At 38.1% G+C, this 20,655-nt stretch carries 18 protein-coding genes and 3 pseudogenes; 6 read left to right on the top strand and 15 right to left on the bottom strand.

Going from position 1 to position 20,655, the window contains the following annotated elements:
- Positions 1-8: 8 nt before the first annotated feature.
- Complete coding sequence (locus tag JCM19043_RS12070; RefSeq protein ID WP_062322827.1) at positions 9-956, bottom strand: YybS family protein; 948 nt, start codon at positions 954-956, stop codon at positions 9-11.
- Positions 957-1,261: 305 nt separating this feature from the next.
- On the opposite strand from JCM19043_RS12070, the gene JCM19043_RS12065 reads away from it, so the two are divergent.
- The 3 genes from JCM19043_RS12065 (at position 1,262) to JCM19043_RS18965 (ending at position 3,565) form a co-directional block, all read left to right on the top strand.
- On the top strand, positions 1,262-2,035 hold the full coding sequence (locus JCM19043_RS12065) for an HAD family hydrolase (RefSeq protein WP_062322825.1): 774 nt from the start codon (positions 1,262-1,264) through the stop codon (positions 2,033-2,035).
- A 166-nt stretch (positions 2,036-2,201) separates the two neighbouring features.
- The gene (locus tag JCM19043_RS18970; RefSeq protein ID WP_369813859.1) at positions 2,202-2,807 is read left to right on the top strand and encodes an MATE family efflux transporter; all 606 of its coding nucleotides are present in this window, start codon (positions 2,202-2,204) and stop codon (positions 2,805-2,807) included.
- Complete coding sequence (locus JCM19043_RS18965) at positions 2,756-3,565, top strand: MATE family efflux transporter (protein WP_369813860.1); 810 nt, start codon at positions 2,756-2,758, stop codon at positions 3,563-3,565. Before JCM19043_RS18970 ends, JCM19043_RS18965 begins: the two co-directional genes overlap by 52 nt.
- 647 nt (positions 3,566-4,212) lie before the next feature.
- Here JCM19043_RS18965 and rpsR read toward each other — a convergent pair.
- From rpsR to JCM19043_RS11990, 14 genes and pseudogenes are all read right to left on the bottom strand, one after another.
- The gene (gene rpsR / locus JCM19043_RS12055; RefSeq protein WP_062322823.1) at positions 4,213-4,446 is read right to left on the bottom strand and encodes a 30S ribosomal protein S18; all 234 of its coding nucleotides are present in this window, start codon (positions 4,444-4,446) and stop codon (positions 4,213-4,215) included.
- Between the two features lie 21 nt (positions 4,447-4,467).
- Complete coding sequence (gene ssb, locus JCM19043_RS12050; protein ID WP_062322821.1) at positions 4,468-4,959, bottom strand: single-stranded DNA-binding protein; 492 nt, start codon at positions 4,957-4,959, stop codon at positions 4,468-4,470.
- A 15-nt stretch (positions 4,960-4,974) separates the two neighbouring features.
- On the bottom strand, positions 4,975-5,262 hold the full coding sequence (rpsF, locus tag JCM19043_RS12045; protein WP_062322818.1) for a 30S ribosomal protein S6: 288 nt from the start codon (positions 5,260-5,262) through the stop codon (positions 4,975-4,977).
- Between the two features lie 146 nt (positions 5,263-5,408).
- Positions 5,409-6,509 (bottom strand): redox-regulated ATPase YchF, encoded by a 1,101-nt coding sequence (gene ychF / locus JCM19043_RS12040; RefSeq protein WP_062322816.1) that lies wholly within the window; start codon positions 6,507-6,509, stop codon positions 5,409-5,411.
- Positions 6,510-6,765: 256 nt separating this feature from the next.
- On the bottom strand, positions 6,766-6,978 hold the full coding sequence (locus tag JCM19043_RS12035) for a DUF951 domain-containing protein (protein WP_062322814.1): 213 nt from the start codon (positions 6,976-6,978) through the stop codon (positions 6,766-6,768).
- A gap of 71 nt (positions 6,979-7,049) precedes the next feature.
- A complete protein-coding gene (locus JCM19043_RS12030; protein WP_062322812.1) occupies positions 7,050-7,757 on the bottom strand; it encodes a DUF554 domain-containing protein in 708 nt (235 codons plus the stop codon).
- Positions 7,758-7,903: 146 nt separating this feature from the next.
- Entirely contained in the window at positions 7,904-8,752 is an 849-nt protein-coding gene (locus JCM19043_RS12025; protein WP_062322810.1) for a ParB/RepB/Spo0J family partition protein, read from the bottom strand.
- Positions 8,745-9,506: a ParA family protein gene (locus tag JCM19043_RS12020; RefSeq protein ID WP_062322809.1), complete on the bottom strand. Its 762-nt coding sequence runs from the start codon at positions 9,504-9,506 to the stop codon at positions 8,745-8,747. The genes JCM19043_RS12025 and JCM19043_RS12020 overlap by 8 nt, the downstream gene beginning before the upstream one ends.
- A gap of 677 nt (positions 9,507-10,183) precedes the next feature.
- On the bottom strand, positions 10,184-11,068 hold the full coding sequence (gene noc / locus JCM19043_RS12015) for a nucleoid occlusion protein (protein WP_062322806.1): 885 nt from the start codon (positions 11,066-11,068) through the stop codon (positions 10,184-10,186).
- A gap of 198 nt (positions 11,069-11,266) precedes the next feature.
- Positions 11,267-11,982: pseudogene (rsmG, locus tag JCM19043_RS12010) on the bottom strand (16S rRNA (guanine(527)-N(7))-methyltransferase RsmG).
- Between the two features lie 41 nt (positions 11,983-12,023).
- Positions 12,024-13,915: pseudogene (gene mnmG, locus JCM19043_RS12005) on the bottom strand (tRNA uridine-5-carboxymethylaminomethyl(34) synthesis enzyme MnmG).
- 25 nt (positions 13,916-13,940) lie between these two features.
- Positions 13,941-15,316: pseudogene (gene mnmE, locus JCM19043_RS12000) on the bottom strand (tRNA uridine-5-carboxymethylaminomethyl(34) synthesis GTPase MnmE).
- A gap of 219 nt (positions 15,317-15,535) precedes the next feature.
- Positions 15,536-17,404: a diguanylate cyclase domain-containing protein gene (locus tag JCM19043_RS11995; RefSeq protein WP_062322804.1), complete on the bottom strand. Its 1,869-nt coding sequence runs from the start codon at positions 17,402-17,404 to the stop codon at positions 15,536-15,538.
- A gap of 179 nt (positions 17,405-17,583) precedes the next feature.
- Positions 17,584-17,964 carry a hypothetical protein gene (locus JCM19043_RS11990; RefSeq protein WP_062322802.1) on the bottom strand — a complete coding sequence of 127 codons (381 nt, stop codon included), beginning with the start codon at positions 17,962-17,964 and terminating at the stop codon, positions 17,584-17,586.
- 288 nt (positions 17,965-18,252) lie between these two features.
- Here JCM19043_RS11990 and JCM19043_RS11985 point away from each other — a divergent pair, with 288 nt between their 5' ends.
- From JCM19043_RS11985 to JCM19043_RS11975, 3 genes are all read left to right on the top strand, one after another.
- On the top strand, positions 18,253-19,533 hold the full coding sequence (locus JCM19043_RS11985) for a methyl-accepting chemotaxis protein (protein WP_062322799.1): 1,281 nt from the start codon (positions 18,253-18,255) through the stop codon (positions 19,531-19,533).
- 115 nt (positions 19,534-19,648) lie between these two features.
- Positions 19,649-19,984 (top strand): DUF1475 family protein, encoded by a 336-nt coding sequence (locus JCM19043_RS11980; RefSeq protein WP_062322797.1) that lies wholly within the window; start codon positions 19,649-19,651, stop codon positions 19,982-19,984.
- A complete protein-coding gene (locus tag JCM19043_RS11975; protein ID WP_062322795.1) occupies positions 19,981-20,649 on the top strand; it encodes a DUF3159 domain-containing protein in 669 nt (222 codons plus the stop codon). The genes JCM19043_RS11980 and JCM19043_RS11975 overlap by 4 nt, the downstream gene beginning before the upstream one ends.
- The last annotated feature ends 6 nt before the right edge of the window (positions 20,650-20,655 follow it).

Genomic DNA, 20,655 nt, shown 5'->3' with positions numbered 1-20,655 from the left:
TTGTGTCATTATTTTAAGCGTTTCCGTAACATAAAGCCTATATCAATTATACCTAAGATTCGGGTCACGTACAGACCTACCGGTAAAATCACTAAGCCAATGACTAAAAGAACAATCCCTAATGCTTTTGACTGCTTCTTATACTGTAAGTAGTAGAACATAAATGATAGTCCTTGAAGAGAGAATAACAGACCAAAGACAACTAACATATTCATTAACACAATCGTAATAAAAGCGTCTGAACCAAAATCAATAAAGTCAATCACTATCACGAGTAAAAAGAGCCAAATAGTTGCTTTTGGTAGTTGCAAACGATAAAACGGTGGAAACCGGAAGGTTTCTTGATTAATTTTGTTCACAAGTTTATAACTGATCCACTGCAAGATTAATGCAAAAACAAAGGAACCAATGAGTAGAATAGCCGGTAAAAGATCTAAAATAACCAACATTTGTTGTTCGATTGATTGTAGCATCTCCTCAGTCACTTCAATACCTGTCCCTTGCATCAATTGTTCTGACTGCATGAGCGACTCTTGAATGATCAAACGATATTCCGTCATTAGACTGATTCCCATCACATTCTCAATCACAAAGACAAGTAAAATAAAGCCGACCATATACCCTAGCGTTCCTTGTGCTAACGTTTCATATGGATGTTTCTGTTTGCGCATCGCTTCCCCTACTAATATCCCCACAACAATCGAGAGACCAGCTAATGGTAAAGAAATTAAAAATAACGTAAAAGCAAACAACAATGTGCTCACTAAAACGATGCCACTCATTAATAATCCACGTTTATATCCATACTTGTAAGTGAAAATAGTTAACGGTACTGGCATTAATGCGACAATGAATAAGGTAGCTGCTGGTAAGATCGATGCGACGACAAGTAATATGATAAATAGCGCCCCATAGACCACCAAATCCTTAATCCATTGGTTGTTTTGTTCTTTCATACATACACCTCAATATATTCATAGATTTACGACTGTTCTTTTTAAAGTTACTGTTCAGTCATTTTTAATTAAAAGCACCTCTCTAAGTATACCAAATAACCGCCGCTTAAAACAGTTTCCTAAGTGATTCCATGGATAGAACGACTCGTTTCATGCTTAAATAATTATAACGACTCAGCGTTGAAAGCACAAATCAAAGGAATATAGATCTTATTATCAAAATTTTCGAAAAACTCTGTCGTTTTGATTGTTCCTTGTTATAATAGAAACCAAAGATAATAGTGACTGGAAACGGGGGAAATATTATGTTAAAGACGATTTGTTTTGATTTAGATGACACCCTACTATGGGATAAGAAAAGTATTCAAACAGCCTTTGATCAGACGTGTGAATCAGTAAAAGGTGTTGACAGTAAAGCCTTAGAGGAAGCTGTAAGAGACGCTGCCAAGCGCCTCTATCAAACTTACCCAACATATGAACATACCCAAATGATTGGGATTAATCCATTTGAAGGTCTATGGGGGACCTTTGATGACCCTGGTGAAGCTTTTCAAAGTATGAAACAAACGATACCAGGTTATCAATTAGACGCCTGGAGAGAAGGTTTACTCGCACTTGGGATCGATGATAAGATACTAGCCGAAACATTACGTGACCGATTTATTTCAGAGCGTAAAAAACACCCCTTTACTTATGAAGAAACTTACGAGGTACTTGATACCTTAAGAGAAGACTATACCTTGTTATTACTGACAAATGGTGCCCCTTCCTTACAACGTTTAAAATTAGAGATCACACCTGAGATTGCTGAACGATTTGATCATATTGTTATCTCTGGTGAATTTGGTCGTGGTAAACCTGATCCCTCTATTTTTGAACACGCACTCACCCTAGCAGACACAAATAAAGAAGACGCGATTATGATTGGTGACAATTTAAACACCGATATTTTAGGTTCAAATCGGTTAGGAATAAAAAACATTTGGATCAATCACCATAATCAGACCGCAACTGATATTCAACCAACATATGAAGTAAAACATTTGAATGACGTATTATCTATTATTAAAAGCTTGTAACGAAAAGATTGTCTTTTTACGCGTTCTTTGATAGGATAATCTAAACGGACAGACAAATCCCTCACGCCTGTGAGGGATTTTCTTATGGGTTAACTCTCGTTAACCCATATCATCAATAAAGCCAACGGAGATAAATAGACGTTGTGTTTTTTTGAGGGGGATTTTTATGTATCATGCAGAATCATTTAAAGAAAAGTTTCACTTGTTTTTAAGAATTATGTGGCCAATTATGGTGACACAGATCAGTTTATCGATGATGAATTTAGTTGATACGGTCATGGCTGGTCGTGTTGGCACCAGTGACTTAGCTGGTGTGGCGATTGGTGCAAGCGTGTGGGCGCCTATTTTTACTGGTATGAACGGGATAACGTTAGCCGTTACGCCCATTATCGCTCACCATTTAGGTCGTAAAGAAGAACATAAGATTCATAATACCGTCATGCAAGGGATTTATCTTGCTTTTATGATTGCTGTCGTTATTATTGTTGCGGGATTATTTTTAGTATCACCCATTCTAGACATTATGGATTTAGATCCTAGCGTGCAGCATATTGCTAAAAATTATTTAGGTGGTTTAGCTTTTGGTATTATACCGTTATTTGTCTCTAATGTTCTAAGAAACTTTTATGACGGGCAAGGATTAACCCGGATTACGATGTTTATCACCATTCTTGCTGTTCCTTTTAACGTTTTCTTTAACTACAGTCTCATCTTCGGTAAATTCGGCTTACCTGCCTCGGCGGTATTGGAGCCGGATATGCCACAGGGTTAACTTTCTGGATCATTCTTATCGTTAGTACGTTCATGCTGTTTAAAATCGAAGTCATTAGGCGTTTTAAAATTTTTGTTATTTGGGTTAGACCTTCCCTAACATCTTTTAAGGAGCAACTAGCTATTGGCATTCCGATTGGCTTATCTATCTTCTTTGAAGCCAGCATCTTTTCTGTCGTTACTTTATTAATTGGCACGATGTTCTCAACAACAATTATTGCCGCAAACCAAGTTGTCATTAGTTTCACATCGCTTATTTTTATGATTCCACTCAGTTTATCGATGGCGTTAACCATTGTTGTTGGTTTCTCAGTTGGTGGTAACCGATTAGATAATGCCAAACACTATAGTTTTATTGGTGTTTTAAGTGGTCTAGGTGTGCTCATATTAGCAGCTATTTTTATGTTCTTCAATCGTGAGTGGATTGCCAGTTGGTACTCTACCGATCCTGAGGTCATTAGTTTTGCTAGTAGCCTGTTTTTAATGGCGATTCTATATCAGATATCTGATGGAGCTCAAGCAGGATTACAAGGTGTTTTACGTGGATATAAAGATGTGAAAGTTCCATTTTTCATTGCTTTTGTTTCTTACTGGATATTAGGAATCCCTATTGGCTATTCACTAGCTCGCTTTACCGATTTAGGACCATTTGGTTTATGGGTTGGTATTTCAATTGGTTTAACAGGTGCTGCCATTGGTTTCTTAACACGGTTAAGGATTATATATCGCAAACAAAAAGAAGTCGTTACAAATCATTAATGACATACAGACATGAATACAAAAAACCGGCACACATAAGAGGGTGTCCGGTTTTTTACTATCTTCAAACATTCATAACTTCATTCATAGATTTTTTTATTTATTAGCATATCTATTTACTAGATCTAACACAGCTTTTGAATATCTAAATACCTAGATCATTTGTGTATAACAAACATATAAAAAGAGCTTCATTTAAATAGTTAACTAAAAATTTACCCGATAACTACGAGAGGGTAACGCTTGATTATATGACATCATAACGATGACTTCATCCTTAATAATATCTTCGTTTCTTTGGTGCCAAAGTCTTTTCTCAATTTTATATCCCATTCCATCTATTAAAATAATCGCTTACGGATGGGATTTCACCATGCTTTAGTCTTTTAAGAGTTCCGTTGAATTCCTAGTTAAATCAAATAATGTCCACCGTGGACGACCAAAACTTTTGACTGTATTGATTGTCTTTGCAATATTCTCTTCCCTCTCTTTGATTAAGTCATATCAGCTATATGCTTTTCAACGTCAGATTTTATCCTTATTTTACAAGTTATCCTACCCTTTTTCAAAATAAATATTAAAAAACCTATGTTTTCTTACTCACTTATATAAGTGAGAACAGAAAACATAGGTTTTATTGTTAGCAATTATTCTGCAACGTATGGTAATAAAGCCATTTGACGTGCGCGCTTGATAGCTGCTGTCAATTTACGTTGGTATTTAGCTGAAGTGCCTGTAACACGACGTGGAAGAATCTTACCACGCTCTGATACAAAACGCTTTAGTAATTCAACATCTTTGTAATCGATGTGTGTAATTCCGTTTGCTGTGAAATAACAAACCTTACGACGTTTTGAACGTCCACCGCGACGAGGTGCCATGTGAAATCCCCCTTTACTTATTTAGAATGGTAAATCATCGTCTGATATATCAATAGGTTCCATATTGTCGTTAGGAGAACCTGTTGGTTGACTGTATTGATTATTGTTTGGCGCTTGCTGTTGGTTCTGGTACTGATTGTCTTGATAACCTCCAGACCCTTGTCCGCCACCTTGTGGTTGACCGCCTTTAGAATTTCTAGATTCTAAAAACTGTACAGAATCAGCCACAACTTCTGTAATATACACACGTTTTCCTTCTTGGTTGTCATATGAACGCGTTTGGATACGACCGTCTACACCGACAAGAGAACCCTTACCCATGTAGTTTGCTAAATTCTCAGCTGGTTTTCTCCAAATAACACAGTTAATAAAATCTGCTTCACGCTCGCCTTGTTGATTAGAAAAAGGTCTATTTACAGCAATAGTGAAATTAGCAACTGCTACTCCACTTGCAGTATAGCGTAAGTCTGGATCCTTCGTTAATCTGCCGACAAGTACGACACGATTTAACATGAGAACCCCTCCTTATTAGTCTTCTAAGCGAATAGCCATGTGACGAATAATATCGTCAGAGAACTTAGCTAGACGATCAAATTCTTTTGTAGCTGCTTCTTCACCTGTATAATTTACAAGTACGTAGTAGCCATCACGGAAATCGTTGATTTCATAAGCAAGACGTTTCTTGCCCATTTCTTCAGCTTTCACATCTTCCGCTCCGTTGTCAGCAAGGATTGTGTTGAAACGCTCAACTACAGCTTTTTTAGCTTCGTCCTCAATGTTTGGGCGGATGATGTACATGATTTCATACTTTCTCATCCGTATACACCTCCTTTTGGTCTTAACGGCTCCTTAGTTTGCTAAAGAGCAAGGAGTAATAATTTTTCATTACTCACAATCAAGTATTATACCAAATAACCATTGTATTTTCAAGAGATTATCGAAACTTCTCTTAAATTATTTAATTATACGTTAAAACGGAAGTGAATAACGTCGCCATCTTTTACGATATATTCTTTACCTTCCAAACGTACTTTTCCGCGTTCTTTCGCTACAGCCATTGAACCAGCATCAACGAGATCATCGTAAGAGACTGTTTCCGCACGAATGAATCCACGTTCAAAGTCCGTATGGATAATACCGGCCGCTTGTGGCGCTTTAATACCTTTCACAAACGTCCACGCACGCACTTCTTGTTCACCAGCAGTGAAATAAGTTGCCAGACCAAGCAATGAATAAGTCGCTTTAATCAATTGATCTAAACCAGACTCTGGAATACCTAATTCTTCAAGGAACATGTCTTTTTCCTCGCCATCTAATTCGGCGATTTCTGATTCTACTTTAGCACTAATGATAATTACTTCGGCAGCATCTGTTGCCGCGAATGCTTTTACTTGTTTGACATACGGATTTTCATCCGCATCAAGTAATTCATCTTCACCTACGTTTGCCACATAGAGGATAGGCTTTTGAGTAAGTAAATGGAGTCCTTTAACAGTCTTTAGTTGCTCATCAGTAAACTCTACTGACCGCGCAGGTTTTTCGTTTTCAAATGCGTCTTTTAGCTTTGTAAGGATATCAAATTCTACTAAAGCATCCTTATCTTTTTGACGCGCTAATTTTTCCACGCGTTGGAAACGTTTTGTTACCGTTTCTAAATCCGCAAGGATTAATTCGAGGTTAATTGTCTCAATATCTGAGATAGGATCAACAGTACCTGATACGTGTGTGATATTTTCATCTTCAAAACAACGCACAACGTGACAAATCGCATCGACTTGACGAATATGTGAAAGGAATTGGTTACCTAGACCTTCCCCTTTACTCGCACCTTTTACAATCCCGGCGATATCTGTGAATTCAAAGGCTGTTGGAACTGTTTTTTTCGGTTTCACGAGCTCTGTTAATTTGTTTAAACGTTCGTCGGGTACTTCTACAATCCCAACGTTTGGATCGATTGTACAGAATGGATAGTTTGCTGATTCTGCACCTGCTTGTGTAATTGCGTTAAATAATGTTGATTTACCCACGTTAGGTAACCCAACAATACCTGCTGTTAATGCCATATTTCTTTTCCACTCCTTAAGGGTTTGCCACTACAAGTAACGTTACTGTCCTCATTATAGTGAGGGCATGTTTAAAACGCAAGTTAGATAACTGAATAAAACTTGCGTTTTAAAGCTATATAGGCGTTTTGATTCGTTTTTTAGATTAAATGTAGTGACTATTTTGTCTATTTTTTAAAAACAGTTATAAACTTCGTTAATATCATGATAAGAGTCGACGCTTGATCCATGCACACTAAATGTTTCACGTGAACATTTAGTGTGTCGTTTCTTCTGGGGCGTGAGAAACTAATACTTTTTTTAATTTTGATTCGAACTTTTTCCGTGGAATCATGACGCTGTGATCACAACCCGTACATTTAATTCGAATATCCATACCCAAACGAATGATTTCCCAGCGGTTCTCTCCGCAAGGATGTGGTTTTTTCATTTCGACAATGTCATGTAAATGATAGATTGGTTTTGCCACTAACAACGCCTCCTTTTCACCTTTATCATTCTACCATTAGACTGGTTGTTTAGGCTAGCTATATTAATTGATTAACTGATGAATTGATAGCCAATGAGTAAGACGGTGACAATAAGAAGTGCAGGTATCAAGTTCGCAATACGAATCTTTGTCATCCCTAACATATTAAACCCGATCGCAGCAATCATCAGCCCACCTGTCGCTGTCACATCTACAATCCATAAATCTAAGAAAGTTTCTGGTACATAACGATAAATAACAACGGCAAGTAACGCAATCGCGCCTTGATAAATGATCACAGGGAATACCGATAACCCTACGCCAATCCCTAATGTTGTCGTTAAAATCATCGATGTAAAACCATCCAGAATTGATTTCGTGTACAAAATACTATGATCATAGCGTAAGCCACTGTCGAGTGCGCCGACAATACCCATAGCACCAATCACAAAGATCAAACTTGCGGTAATAAATCCTTGAGATATGCGCTGATCAACAGACTTTTTACTGATAAGTTGTCCGACACGATCACCGAATTGATTGAGGCGGTCTTCTAACTTAAAGACTTCGCCTAAAATACCTCCAAACATTAAACTTATAATCACAATAATTAACTGATTGACCTCGAAAGCCATTTGAAAGCCAATTAAAATGACCGCTAAACCAACCGCATTAAGTGCTGTTTCTTTATATTTTTCTTCAATATTCTGTAGAAACAAACCAATAACGGTACCTACAATAATCGTCAATCCATTAATAAGTGTACCTGTTAAAGCCATGAGCCACCTACCTTCCTATGCCAATGTTTCACGTGAAACATTGGCGGCTATTTTATTTTTCATTCATTTTCTTTACGATTGTTTCACGTGAAACAATCGTAAAGAAAATGCCTCGCTTACCTCATTGGTAAGCCAGACATTCTCATTTAATCATTCAATAACTCAATGATCCGCTCTAAATCCTTATTGTTATAGTATTCTATCTCAATCTTACCTTTTTTCTTACCTTGATTAATCTTAACACTTGTTCCAAATCGTTGACGTAATAATCTTTCTTGCTCTGCTACAAAGATATCTTTTTTAGGTTTGATCTTCTTCTTCGTCTCTTTAACTTCATTAAGTGATTGAATTAACTGCTCAACCTGACGGACATTTAACTTCTCCGAAGTTATCTTTTTAATAACTTTATCCAGCGTGTCTTTATCTTTTAATCCAAGTAACGCCCGACCATGCCCCATAGACAATTCACCGTTATTAATCATCGCCGTTACTTGCGCTGGAAGTTGTAACAACCTCACCAAGTTAGCAATGTGTGGACGACTCTTGCCTAACTTTTGGGCTAAATCTTCTTGAGTTAAATTATGTGACTTCATTAAGTTCACATAAGCCTGTGCTTCTTCAATTGGTGTTAAGTTCTCGCGTTGTAAATTCTCTAACAAAGCAAGCTCCATCATTCGTTGGTCATCCATATCTTTAATAATAACAGGTACCGTCTCTAGTCCTGCCTCTTTTGCCGCCCGGTAACGACGTTCACCAGCAATAATTTCAAATCCTTTAACAGATTCTCTCACTAACAATGGCTGAATAATACCATAAGTTAAAATCGATTGCTTAAGTTCCTCAATAGCTTCAACTTGAAACGTCTTACGTGGTTGATATGGATTGGGGCGACACTTTGTCAGTTCTACCTCAACGACTTGTCCCTCTCGCACATCTTCATTTTCATTTAATTCCGGAAAGAACGCATTAATGCCTTTACCTAGTCCTCTAGCCATTTGACATCACTTCCTTCGCTAATTCAAGATACACTTCCGCACCACGTGACTTCGGATCATATGTAATAATCGGCTGTCCGTGACTTGGTGCTTCTCCTAAACGAACATTCCGAGGAATGATTGTTTGATAAACTTTATCCTGGAAATACTTTTTCACTTCCTCAATGACTTGTAAACCTAAATTCGTTCGTGCATCAAGCATTGTTAATAGGACACCTTCAATTTGAAGCGATTTATTTAAATGCTTTTGAACTAATCGTACAGTATTTAGTAATTGACTCAGTCCTTCAAGTGCATAATATTCACACTGTACAGGGATAATCACACTATCTGATGCTGTCAACGCATTGAGTGTCAACAAGCCAAGTGATGGTGGGCAATCAATAATAATATAGTCATAGTTTGGAACAGCTGAAGCTAACGCTTTTTTAAGTCTTTGTTCTCGTGAAATTGTTGGTACAAGCTCAATTTCAGCACCCGCCAGTTGAATCGTAGCTGGTACAATATCTAAGTTTTCTACATTTGTAGGTATCACAACATCTTTTGCTTCTAAGTCTTCGACAAGCACATCATAAATACACTGGTCGACGTCGGCTTTATTAACGCCTAGCCCACTTGTAGCGTTACCTTGTGGGTCAATATCGACAAGGAGCGTCTTGTGGCCATAATAAGCTAAGCATGCGCTTAGATTCACTGATGATGTAGTTTTCCCTACGCCGCCTTTTTGATTGGCTACGGCGATTACTTTTCCCATGGTAACACTCACCTCTAATTTTAGAACTTCTTTTCTATTCTATCACTATTTTAAAAATTATACAGCGCCAAAAAACAGATTCAAACATATTTAGCTAAAATTTTTATAAAAATTGTCATTAGAAGCGGTGTTTATTAATATTATCTCTTGATTTTTGTAAATATGAACACTTGCCAAAGGTGATTTGAACTTTTAATTCATGCAAAAAGACCGCCTATTATGTCAGGAGGTCCGCTTATACTAAAATTATGATTTTTTGTTCATCCATAGCTTCATATCACGGGTCGGTGTACATGATGTTTCATAATATAAGGGACTTACTAAGATAGTAATAATCCCTAGGATCATAACCGAAAACAATACCTGTTCTGCTGATATAAAACCAAAGACACCTAGTAGAGCTGGTGAATAACTTAATAATAAGAGCTTGCGATTTCTTTTTTACGTCCGTTCATGCCAGCACTGCTCATGTTTACAATATGGGCATTTTATATGTGGTGTAAGTTTAAACGTCCGAATAAAGACATGTCTACATTTCCAACGGGTATGACACTTTTGACACGTTGCCATGCTCTATCCTCCCTTTCTTCTTAAAATGGTCTAAGAATCTAATTTAGGATAAAAACAGCAACCATGAAGTCATGATTGCTGTTTTCTAGGTGAATGAAACACTGGTATTAATGTTTTTTTGGTATTTTTATCGTGATTTGATAATAGTCATCTAAATCTTGTTCATCTGTTTCCAGATTAACACCTGTATCCGAGACCATGGTCAGTGATTGACGAATCGTATTCATCGCAATACGCACATCTTTACTAACCCCTTTAAATCGCGGCTTTTTAGGTTTTTCTTTTGGTTCAAGCTGATTTTTAATCCGTTCTTCAGTCTGTTTAACATTGAGACCTTTTTCAATGATGTCTGCCAGTAACTTCACTTTTTGATCATCATCTTTTAAACGGATCAATGCTCTAGCGTGTCGTTCGGTGATTAATTTATCCGTAATCGCTTGATGAACAGCTTCCGGTAACTTCAGTAACCTTAACTTGTTCGCAATCGTCGACTGACTCTTACCTAATCGCTGGGCAAGTGCTTCTTGCGTGAGCTGATGTAAGTCTAGTAAGCGCTGATAGGCTTGTGCTTCTTCAATGACCGTTAACTCTTCTCGCTGTAAGTTTTCAATTAGAGCGACAGAGGCGGTTTCTTTGTCATTCATCTCACGAATGATCGCAGGGATTGTTTCCCATTCTAAAGAACTGACCGCTCTAAAACGGCGCTCACCTGCAATAATTTCGTATTGTTTTTCATGATCATCGATTTGTCTTACGACAATCGGCTGAATCATACCATGAGTATGAATGGTTTGAGCCAATTCAGCAATTTTCTCTTCGTTGAATATTGAGCGCGGTTGATAACGGTTCGGAGTAATTTCTGCTAGTGGAAGTTGCATCACTTCATCCGGATTAATTGTCTCCTCAATAGTTTCTTCAATTGCGTCGACCTCTTCTTCCCTCGTTTGCTCTTTTTCACCCATACCAAATATGCGACCAAATGGAGGTAACATACTATACACCACCTTTTCTTCCGTCTTACCGATTCTACTATTTTTAATGAATGTTTCACGTGAAACATTCTCTGTTTCTTTTATTCGGATCCTTAAGGCTATCCATACTTCTACTATTCTATCATATAATCAGATAAAAATATGCGATAATCATTGAAAAAATATCGAATATCTTATCGTGTCATGACAAAATCCCCATTAAGCTAATGGGGATTTGTTTGGTGTTCCTGGTTTTCTTGGATATTGCTTCGGTGTTTGACGACGTTTAACGATTCTCACAATATTACGTTCACCTTGATCTTCTGGTAAATCAAAGGTGAAAATACTGTCCAGTTCCCCGCCGAGTAACTCAATCGCATTTTTAGCTTCTTTAAGTTCTACTTCAGCATTTGGGCCTTTCATCGCAATAAACTGCCCCCCTGTTTTTACAAGTGGTAAGCACAGTTCACTTAAAACAGATGTTTTTGCTACGGCTCTTGCGAGCACTAAATCAAACTGATGTCTAAATTGTTTATTTCGACCGAATAATTCTGCCCGATCATGATAAAACGCCACTTCTGTTAGCTCTAAAGCTGCGGCTAAGTGATTAAGGAAAGTGATCCGCTTTTTAAGTGAGTCCACAATCGTTATTTTTAACTGTGGGAAACAAATTTTTAACGGAATACTAGGGAAACCTGCGCCCGCACCCACATCACAAATATTTAATTCTTGTGTGAAATCAACATAAAACTAGCCGTAATTGAATCATAGAAATGCTTTAAATACACTTCTGTTTCTTCTGTAATTGCCGTTAAATTAATTTTCTCGTTCCATTCAACGAGCGTCTTAAAATATATATCAAATTGTTCAATTTGACGTTCAGACAAGTTGATACCTTCTTGTTTTAATCGCTCAACAAACTCTGTAATAGTCATAAAACGTTCCTTTCTTCCTGTTTATGTGACAGTTATTTCACTTAACGCTCGTCTTCAGAGAGACGTTTGATCTGACCTTGTTCGATATAGACAAGTAAAATCGAAACATCGGCTGGATTAACTCCTGAGATACGTGACGCTTGTCCAACGGACAACGGACGAACTTTTTCAAGTTTTTGTCGTGCTTCCGTCGCTAAACCACTAATGGCGCTGTAGTCAATATCTTCAGGAATCACTTTGTTCTCCATCTTCTTCATCCGATCCACCTGTTGACGTGATTTTGTAATATAGCCTTCATATTTCACTTGAATTTCAACTTGTTCTTTCACGTCAATATCCAGAGAACTGTCTTCCTCAAGATTCTCTCGATGACATCATAGGTAACTTTTGGACGTTTCATTAATTCGAGTGCTTTTAACGGTTCTTTTAAGTCTGTTTCACCAATTTCTTGAAGAATAGCATTAAGCTCGTCGTTCGGTTTGATGACAATTTTACTAAGGCGTTTTTGCTCGTCTTCAATTGCCGCAAGTTTTTGTTCAAATGATTCGTAACGTTCGTTGCTTATTAAGCCTAAGTCATGACCTAATTTAGTCAAACGTAAATCAGCATTGTCGTGACGCAACAGTAGACGATATTCTGCACGTGACGTGAGTAACCGGTAAGGTTCATTTGTCCCTTTAGTGACTAAGTCATCAATTAAGACGCCAATATAGGCTTGTGAGCGGTCTAAAATCAACGTCTCTAATGATAGAGCATGAGCCGCTGCGTTAATACCCGCCATTAATCCTTGACCTGCCGCTTCTTCATAACCTGATGTCCCGTTAATTTGACCCGCCGTATATAATCCAGAAATGCTTTTTACTTCTAAAGTTGGCCATAGTTGGGTTGGGACAACCGCATCATACTCAATCGCATAACCCGAACGCATAATTTCTGCTTCTTCTAAGCCCGGTATTGAACGCAACATTTTATGTTGCACAAATTCTGGTAGTGATGTTGAGAATCCTTGGACGTAAACTTCTTCTGTGTCACGACCTTCAGGCTCTAAGAAAATCTGATGACGTGGTTTATCATGGAATCTAACAACTTTATCTTCAATCGATGGACAGTAGCGTGGTCCTGTTCCTTTAATCATACCAGAATACATCGCTGATAAGCCCAAGTTCTCGTTGATAATTTCATGGGTTTCTTCCGTTGTGTACGTCAGCCAACAAGGTATTTGATCAACAATCATTTCTGTCGTCTCATAAGAGAAATGACGTGGATTGTCGTCCCCCGGTTGAATTTCTGTTTTACTATAATCAATCGAGCGTGAATTAACCCGCGGTGGCGTACCAGTTTTAAACCGCACAATATCAAAACCGAGTGATTCTAAGTTTTCCGCCAGCTTGATTGAGGCACGTTGGTTATTAGGACCTGATTCATACGACACATCTCCAATGATGACTCTCCCGCGCATAAACGTACCGGTCGTAATAATCACCGATTTTGCGTAATATGCTGCTTTTGTCTCAGTTAAAACACCTTTTACTTCACCGTCTTCGACAATCAATTCTTCTACCATAGCTTGTCGCATCGTTAAATTATCTAACTGTTCTAATTGGTATTTCATCTCTTGAATATATAGCGGTTTATCCGCCTGTGCTCTTAGCGCACGCACCGCAGGTCCTTTACCTGTATTTAACATGCGCATTTGAATATATGTTTTATCAATCACTTTTCCCATTAACCCACCTAACGCATCAATTTCCCGGACAACCACCCCTTTGGCGGGTCCTCCAATCGATGGGTTACATGGCATAAAAGCAATCATATCTAAATTAAGTGACAACATTAATGTTTTGGCTCCGCGCTTAACAGCCGCATGAGCGGCCTCAACCCCCGCATGCCCAGCACCAACTACAATAACGTCATAATGACCTGCATTATACATGTTTATCTTTATCTCCTTTGTTTTGTTACTTTCCTAAACAGAATTGTGAGAACAACTGATCAATTAAACTATCTTGAACGTATCCCCAATAATCTCACCAAGTAATTCCCATGCGCGTGTGACATCAATTTGGATTAAATCAAGTGGCATCTCGCTATCAATTGCCATATCGGCTTCGCTTAAACTCTGTTTTGCCTGATTCAACAACTGAATATGACGAGCATTTGACACATAACTCAAATCACTTGATTCAATGCCACCCGTAAAGAACGTATCTGCAATCGCTTGTTCTAACTGATCAATACCGGCTTCTTCAATAAGTGATGTCGTCACCACTGGTTTCCCATCAATAAGGCGTTTCACTTCATCATGGTCAAGCGTTGCCTCTAAATCGGTTTTATTAATGAGAACGATCACTTCCATATCCCGCACGATTTCTAATAACTGTCGGTCCTCATCGGTTAAGACATCATTATTGTTTAAAACGAGCAAAATAAGATCCGCTTCATTTAATACTTGGCGTGAACGCTCTACACCAATTTTTTCAACTAAATCTTCTGTTTCACGAATACCAGCCGTATCAACTAATTTAAGTGGTACCCCGCGCACATTGACGTACTCTTCAATAATGTCACGTGTTGTCCCCGGAATATCGGTGACAATGGCTTTATTTTCTTGCACGAGTGCATTCATTAGCGATGATTTTCCGACGTTTGGACGACCGATAATCGCCGTGGAAATACCTTCTCGTAAAATCTTTCCTTGTTTGGCCATTGCCAACAATTTTATAATCTCGTCAGAAACGAGCGCAATTCGTTCTTTTAATAAATTTAACGTCATTTCTTCTACATCATCATACTCTGGGTAATCAATATTAACTTCCACATGGGCAACTGTTTCAATTAATTGTTGGCGCAATCGGGTAATTAATTTTGATAACTTACCATCAAGCTGTCTAACGGCCACATGCATCGCTTTATCTGTTTTGGCACGAATTAAATCCATCACCGCTTCTGCTTGTGATAAATCAATCCGACCATTAAGAAAGGCACGCTTGGTGAATTCACCCGGCTCTGCGAGTCTGGCTCCGTGGTAGAGCGCTAATTCTAATAACCGGTTCACTGAGGCTAAGCCACCGTGACAGTTGATTTCAACCACATCTTCTCTGGTGAACGTTTTTGGCTCTCGCATGACACTCACCATAACCTCTTCAATCATTTCCTCGGTATCTGGTTCGACGATCCGGCCATAGTGAATCGTATGGGAATCGACTGTTGTTAAATCTTTTCCGCGGTACATTTTATTCGCAATCGTAAGAGCTTCATCCCCACTTAAGCGCACAATCGCAATCGCTCCCTCACCGAGTGGCGTCGAAATCGCCGCAATTGTATCTAATTCCATCATTTCACAACACCTCACTTTTTCTTTATCTTACCCTTATATCTATTTAAACCTCTTATATTATGTCTTAGTCAACACGTATTACTAACTAATTAGAATATCATAAATAAACAAAAAAGAATAGCCATATATTATCCACTGTGGATAAGTATATGGCTATATGAATTAAGTATCTTTTAAAGTTGTGCACAAGGGGATAGTTTAAAAATATTAGAGATGTTATCCACAACGCTTATCATTGAAAAACCGATAACCACATTTGCCGTTTGTTTTTACTAGATACATCGCTTCGTCCGCCTGTTTCATCAATAATTCAAGTGAAGTGGCATCACTTGGATAATGACTGACACCGATAGAAGGTGATGTGAAAATCGTCGTATCTCCAAATGTGACTGGCGTTTCAACAAGCGCCACAATCTGTTTAAGCAAGTGCTCGATCAGCTGATCTGACTGTCCTGATATGATAAAGGTAAACTCATCGCCACCAAGTCTGGCAATGACTGCGTCACTATCACATGCTCTAATGGTTGTCTTTATACGCGTGGCAATTTCTATTAATAATGCATCACCAACCTGATGACCGAGTGAATCATTGATAGCTTTAAAATTATCTAAATCAAGAAACCCAATATAACACGGATACGTGTCTTCCTTGATTCGTTTAGTTAAATCATAACGGAAAGCTGTTCGATTTTTTAAACCTGTTAAGCTGTCGTAGTAAGCGAGCTTCCTTACTTGATTTTGTTTTAATACGTCCGCGGTAATGTCTTTACCAATACCAAACATCCCTGTAAAAATACCTTCAACTAAAATAGGAATAACGGTTAGATGAAGCACCCTTTGTTTGTCGCTTACATCCAGTGTCACTTGATACTGCTTTGTTTCACCTTGATAAAAGGCATCGCGATCAGTGATTAACTGCTCCCGATCAGACGTCAACAAAACATCAAGACTATATCGTCCAACTAAACGGGCTTTAGGTTGCTGAAACCATTCGCACGTGACGTCATTAACACTCGTAAAATAGCCGTCTGAATCAATAGAGAATACCGCATCAGGATGATAATCAAATAAAGACTTATACCGTTGTTCGCTAATAGCTAAGTCCAACGCTTTCTTCTCGTATGCTTGTACGAGATAATGATTTTCTAAAATAACAAAGACTTGACGAACAATCACAAGAATAAATGTGACGATCGCACCAATTAATAACACGGTATCTTGTCGTTCATCAACCACTAACAACACAATAAGCAAAAACACATTAACATAAGGTAAGATATAGTGACGCGCGCGTCTTTTAACTGGATGATGAGCACGCGTCATTTCCTCCTCATCTCTAAAATAGAAACTTGCCGCAATCAGCATCACCGCCAAGCTAAAGAAAGGATCAATCCAATTGTTAGACTGATAGTCAAAATGGATGGTCATGACTAGATAACTGATGTCAGCGATAATTTGAATCACGACACCAAACAACATTAAACGAAGCGCCTTATTGGCGTAAACATAAGCTGACATATAAAAAATCATTACTAAACCAAAAAGAAGCAACAAATCTCCAACGGGATAGATGACAGAGACAACAATTTCAAATAGTCGCATGTCCCCGTCAATCACGAGCGGTTCAATGATGTAATACCACGAAAGACTGATGGTCACAACCATAATAATTAACAAATCCAACATAAACTTCACAAAACTATACTTCCGTTCCGGATGAACGACTTTATAGCCTACTGCCATTAAATACCCAAACAGTTGCAGTAAGTAAAAGACATCTGGTAAACCGGGGTACGGCACTGCTTGTCCTAAGATTGTTTCATAAGTAAACCAAATTACTTCGGCAAGTAATATGCTACCGGTTCCAAATAATAACCAACACCATAAGCCTCGATCGTCACTGCGAAGTTTAACAGCCGGCCATAGCCAGATAAACGCTAGCATCATACTAACAAGCGATAAAATATTTCCTCCAGTCGTTCTCATGTTATCACTATTACTAAACATCAGATTCCACACTAAATACAGTGCTGTCAGCACTATACTTATCCACAGATAGTTATGTTTGTTTTTTAAACGCATCATACTAAAGTCCCCATTTAACAAATCATTTATGACCTATGACACTTAATAACCTGAAAAACACAAAATATAATGAAAATTTAACTACGGAATTATTATACATCACGCATCCAAATTATGCACTTGATCTTGCTAAATGGTTGCCGATACATACGACTAGCCGGGTGACTAATGATGCATCTTTATAGTGTTGTTATTCTGTCATCATTGATTAATTCAATGAGGCACTTAGTAAAATCAGTCCACTCTTCAGGAAATTCTTGATGGCCATTTTTTTTACGTTTATATGTCTCAAACGTTAAGATAACTTCCCAACTCGTCCCATCTAATACATTCGGTGCATTATAGTTAGTGTCCCACAGCTTAATCCGAAGATGTTCTAAGTCCTCTAACAGCTTTGTGATTGTCGTTTCTTCTAGTATACTGAGACAAGGTTCTTCCATCTTTCGCTGATGACTATATGATAATTCCCTTGTATTAAAATCTAGCGTTAATTCGAAAAAACCTTCATGAAAACCACCAATAGAAACAAAAAAATGTGTTAATTGCTGCGCATGTTTCATCCACTCACTCCTTTCATTCACCCCAGCCCAAACAAAATGTAACAGTCATTTATGTTAATCATACTAAACCTTGACTTGATTAAGGGGACTTATATCGTAACGTTCACAACATTTCGATGTGAAAAATCAAAAAGAGTGCTAAAAGAAAGTTCATTCTTTCCTCTACGATGACTATACGATTAAACAATCAATGATTTTATATGCCTTAGGCTATATAACTTGATTTTTGTGTTATAATCGGGCAGGATTAAGCTTGTACAAAAATTATACATACCGGAGGAACCACTTATGTCTTACAAAAAAATAGCCTTATGGAAAAGCGTGAAAACACATGCGGTACTGATACTCATTACCGTCTTACTAATTAATGCGACGCTATCGAGCTTCGTGCTTTATTTAATTGAAATGACTGGCATCAATTTAGGGATTGTCGGAACGTTCTTAACCAACTTTATGAACATCATTCTAGCCACTATTCTTATTGCGGTTTTTTTAAACTATTACATCATCCGCCCCATTCGTCATATGGAGAAGAAAATTTATCAATTTGAACAGGGTGAACGTGATATTCGGATTCGTTCGAAAAACTTTAATGAGATTGGTCGCCTAGCTGATCGTTTAAATCATTTATTTCATGAAATCGATCAAAATGAACAAAATAAACAAACGGAAATCGAACAAATTGAAACAAAGACAACACATTTAGCCAGTAAACTTGATACATTAACAGCCGATATTGAATTACTCGGACAATCATTTGATCAAGTATCTGAGACAACGACAGACCAACTGTCAACATTTGAAGAAACAACCGCCTTAACAGATGAAATGAAACAACATTTTAACGAGATTACTCAAACTTTGCTTGAATTAACGGCTGATTTTAATGCGATGGAAGCAAAAACAACAACAGGGACCAAACAAGTAACGGCTTCTTCAAAAGCGATGCGAAAGATTGCGACAGAAGCCAGTGAAACAAAGACACTCGTTCATAGCTTAACGACAGAGATTGAACGTATTCAAGATATCGTCACCTTAATTAATGATATTGCCGAACAAACGAATTTACTTGCCTTAAACGCATCGATTGAAGCAGCACGTGCTGGTGAACATGGAAAAGGCTTTACGATTGTAGCAGATGAAGTGAGAAAGCTGGCTGAACGTTCAGTTGACGCAACATCAAGTGTCAATGATACCGTTCAACAAATCTTAACGAACGTGACCGCCTTCACTGAACAAACCGATCAACAAGCGAGTACCATTGATGATGAGTCTGAAAAGATATTACGCATCAATGAAGACTTTGCTTTCTTTACCGACCACATTAAAAAAACCGTCACAACGATAAATAATGTGGCTGATAAAGCAACAAATGTACAAGCATCCAGTGAAGAGATTACCTCTGCAATGAATGACGCGACGTATAAGTCAGAAGAAGCAACGACTCATATAGTCTCAACGAAAACATCTCTTGATCAAGAGATAGCTTCACTGAAAGGTTTACGAGAAGATATCGTTGAATTAAAAGCTCTCTTTCAGACCGACACACTAAAAGAAATCGCAAAGTAAGCAACTATCTCTCAACTATTACTATGGTTGAGAGACTTTTTTTTAAAATGACGTGCAAGTCATATGCTTTTGGGGTATACAGAAGGTATAGATTTGACTAGAGGAGGATTCTGATATGCGCTATGCAAAAATAATTACGTGGTTAAGCCTACTAGCCATGACGGCTGGTTTATTGAATGGCTTTATTCATGGTGACTTTTTTGTTGATGGAGGAGCTTTATTTGAAAACCCGTGGGGGGTCATGTCACTCATTGATTTATATGTGGGATTTGTACTCTTTTCGTTATGGATCGTATACCGTGAATCATCAAAAATTAGCATCGTCCTGTGGGTTGTTGCGATGATGATTCTCGGCTTTTTCACCGGCTGTATTTATATCTTAAAGGCACTTTATGAGTCTAATGGGGACTGGGATATAGTCTTTCACGGCCACAAGGATAAAATCGTATGATACGGCTAAAAGAATGGCAGGAACAACTCCAGCTTGTATTTGAAAAGAAAACAAGTGATGCTCTTATTCCACCGGTCTTATTCTTCCTTGTTAACCAATGGTTATCATTAGAAATCGCTAGTCTCGTCACCTTTATTTATTTAATTGGTTTAATTATCTACCGGAAAGTGAAACAAGACCCAGGCAAGTATGCGTATGTTGGCGTTGTTGGCGTCATACTATCTATTGGCCTTAGCTTATTATCAGGAGAAGCGATTAATTTTTATTTACCTGACTTAATTACAACCGGCGGGATTGTGCTGATCTGTTTCGGGTCACTGTTGATTCATCGACCGATTGCCGCACTACTCAGTCATTTAACCCGCGGTTGGCCACTTGATTGGTATAAACGTTCAGATGTCACCCCAGCTTATCGTTATGCAACCATCATCTGGGGAAGTTATTTCTTATTTCGGCTTGTCGTTCAAAGCTATTTCTACTTTATGGATCAATTTTCAAACTACTTCTTCTTTAATACATTACTCGGCCTACCAATGACGATTGTGATGTTGATTGGTAGTTATGTCGTTGGAGTAAAGACATTAAAAAAATTAGAAGGACCGAGTGTCGACGAGTTTAATCGTGGAGACGCGCCGCCTTTTAAGGGACAACAACACGGTTTTTAGGTCAAT

It is taken from the genome of Halolactibacillus sp. JCM 19043, from assembly GCF_001310395.1.
Classification (GTDB): Bacteria; Bacillota; Bacilli; order Bacillales; family Amphibacillaceae; genus Halolactibacillus; species Halolactibacillus miurensis.
Note: the sequence above shows the minus strand (reverse complement) of the source record. Positions and strands in the feature narration are given on the sequence as shown.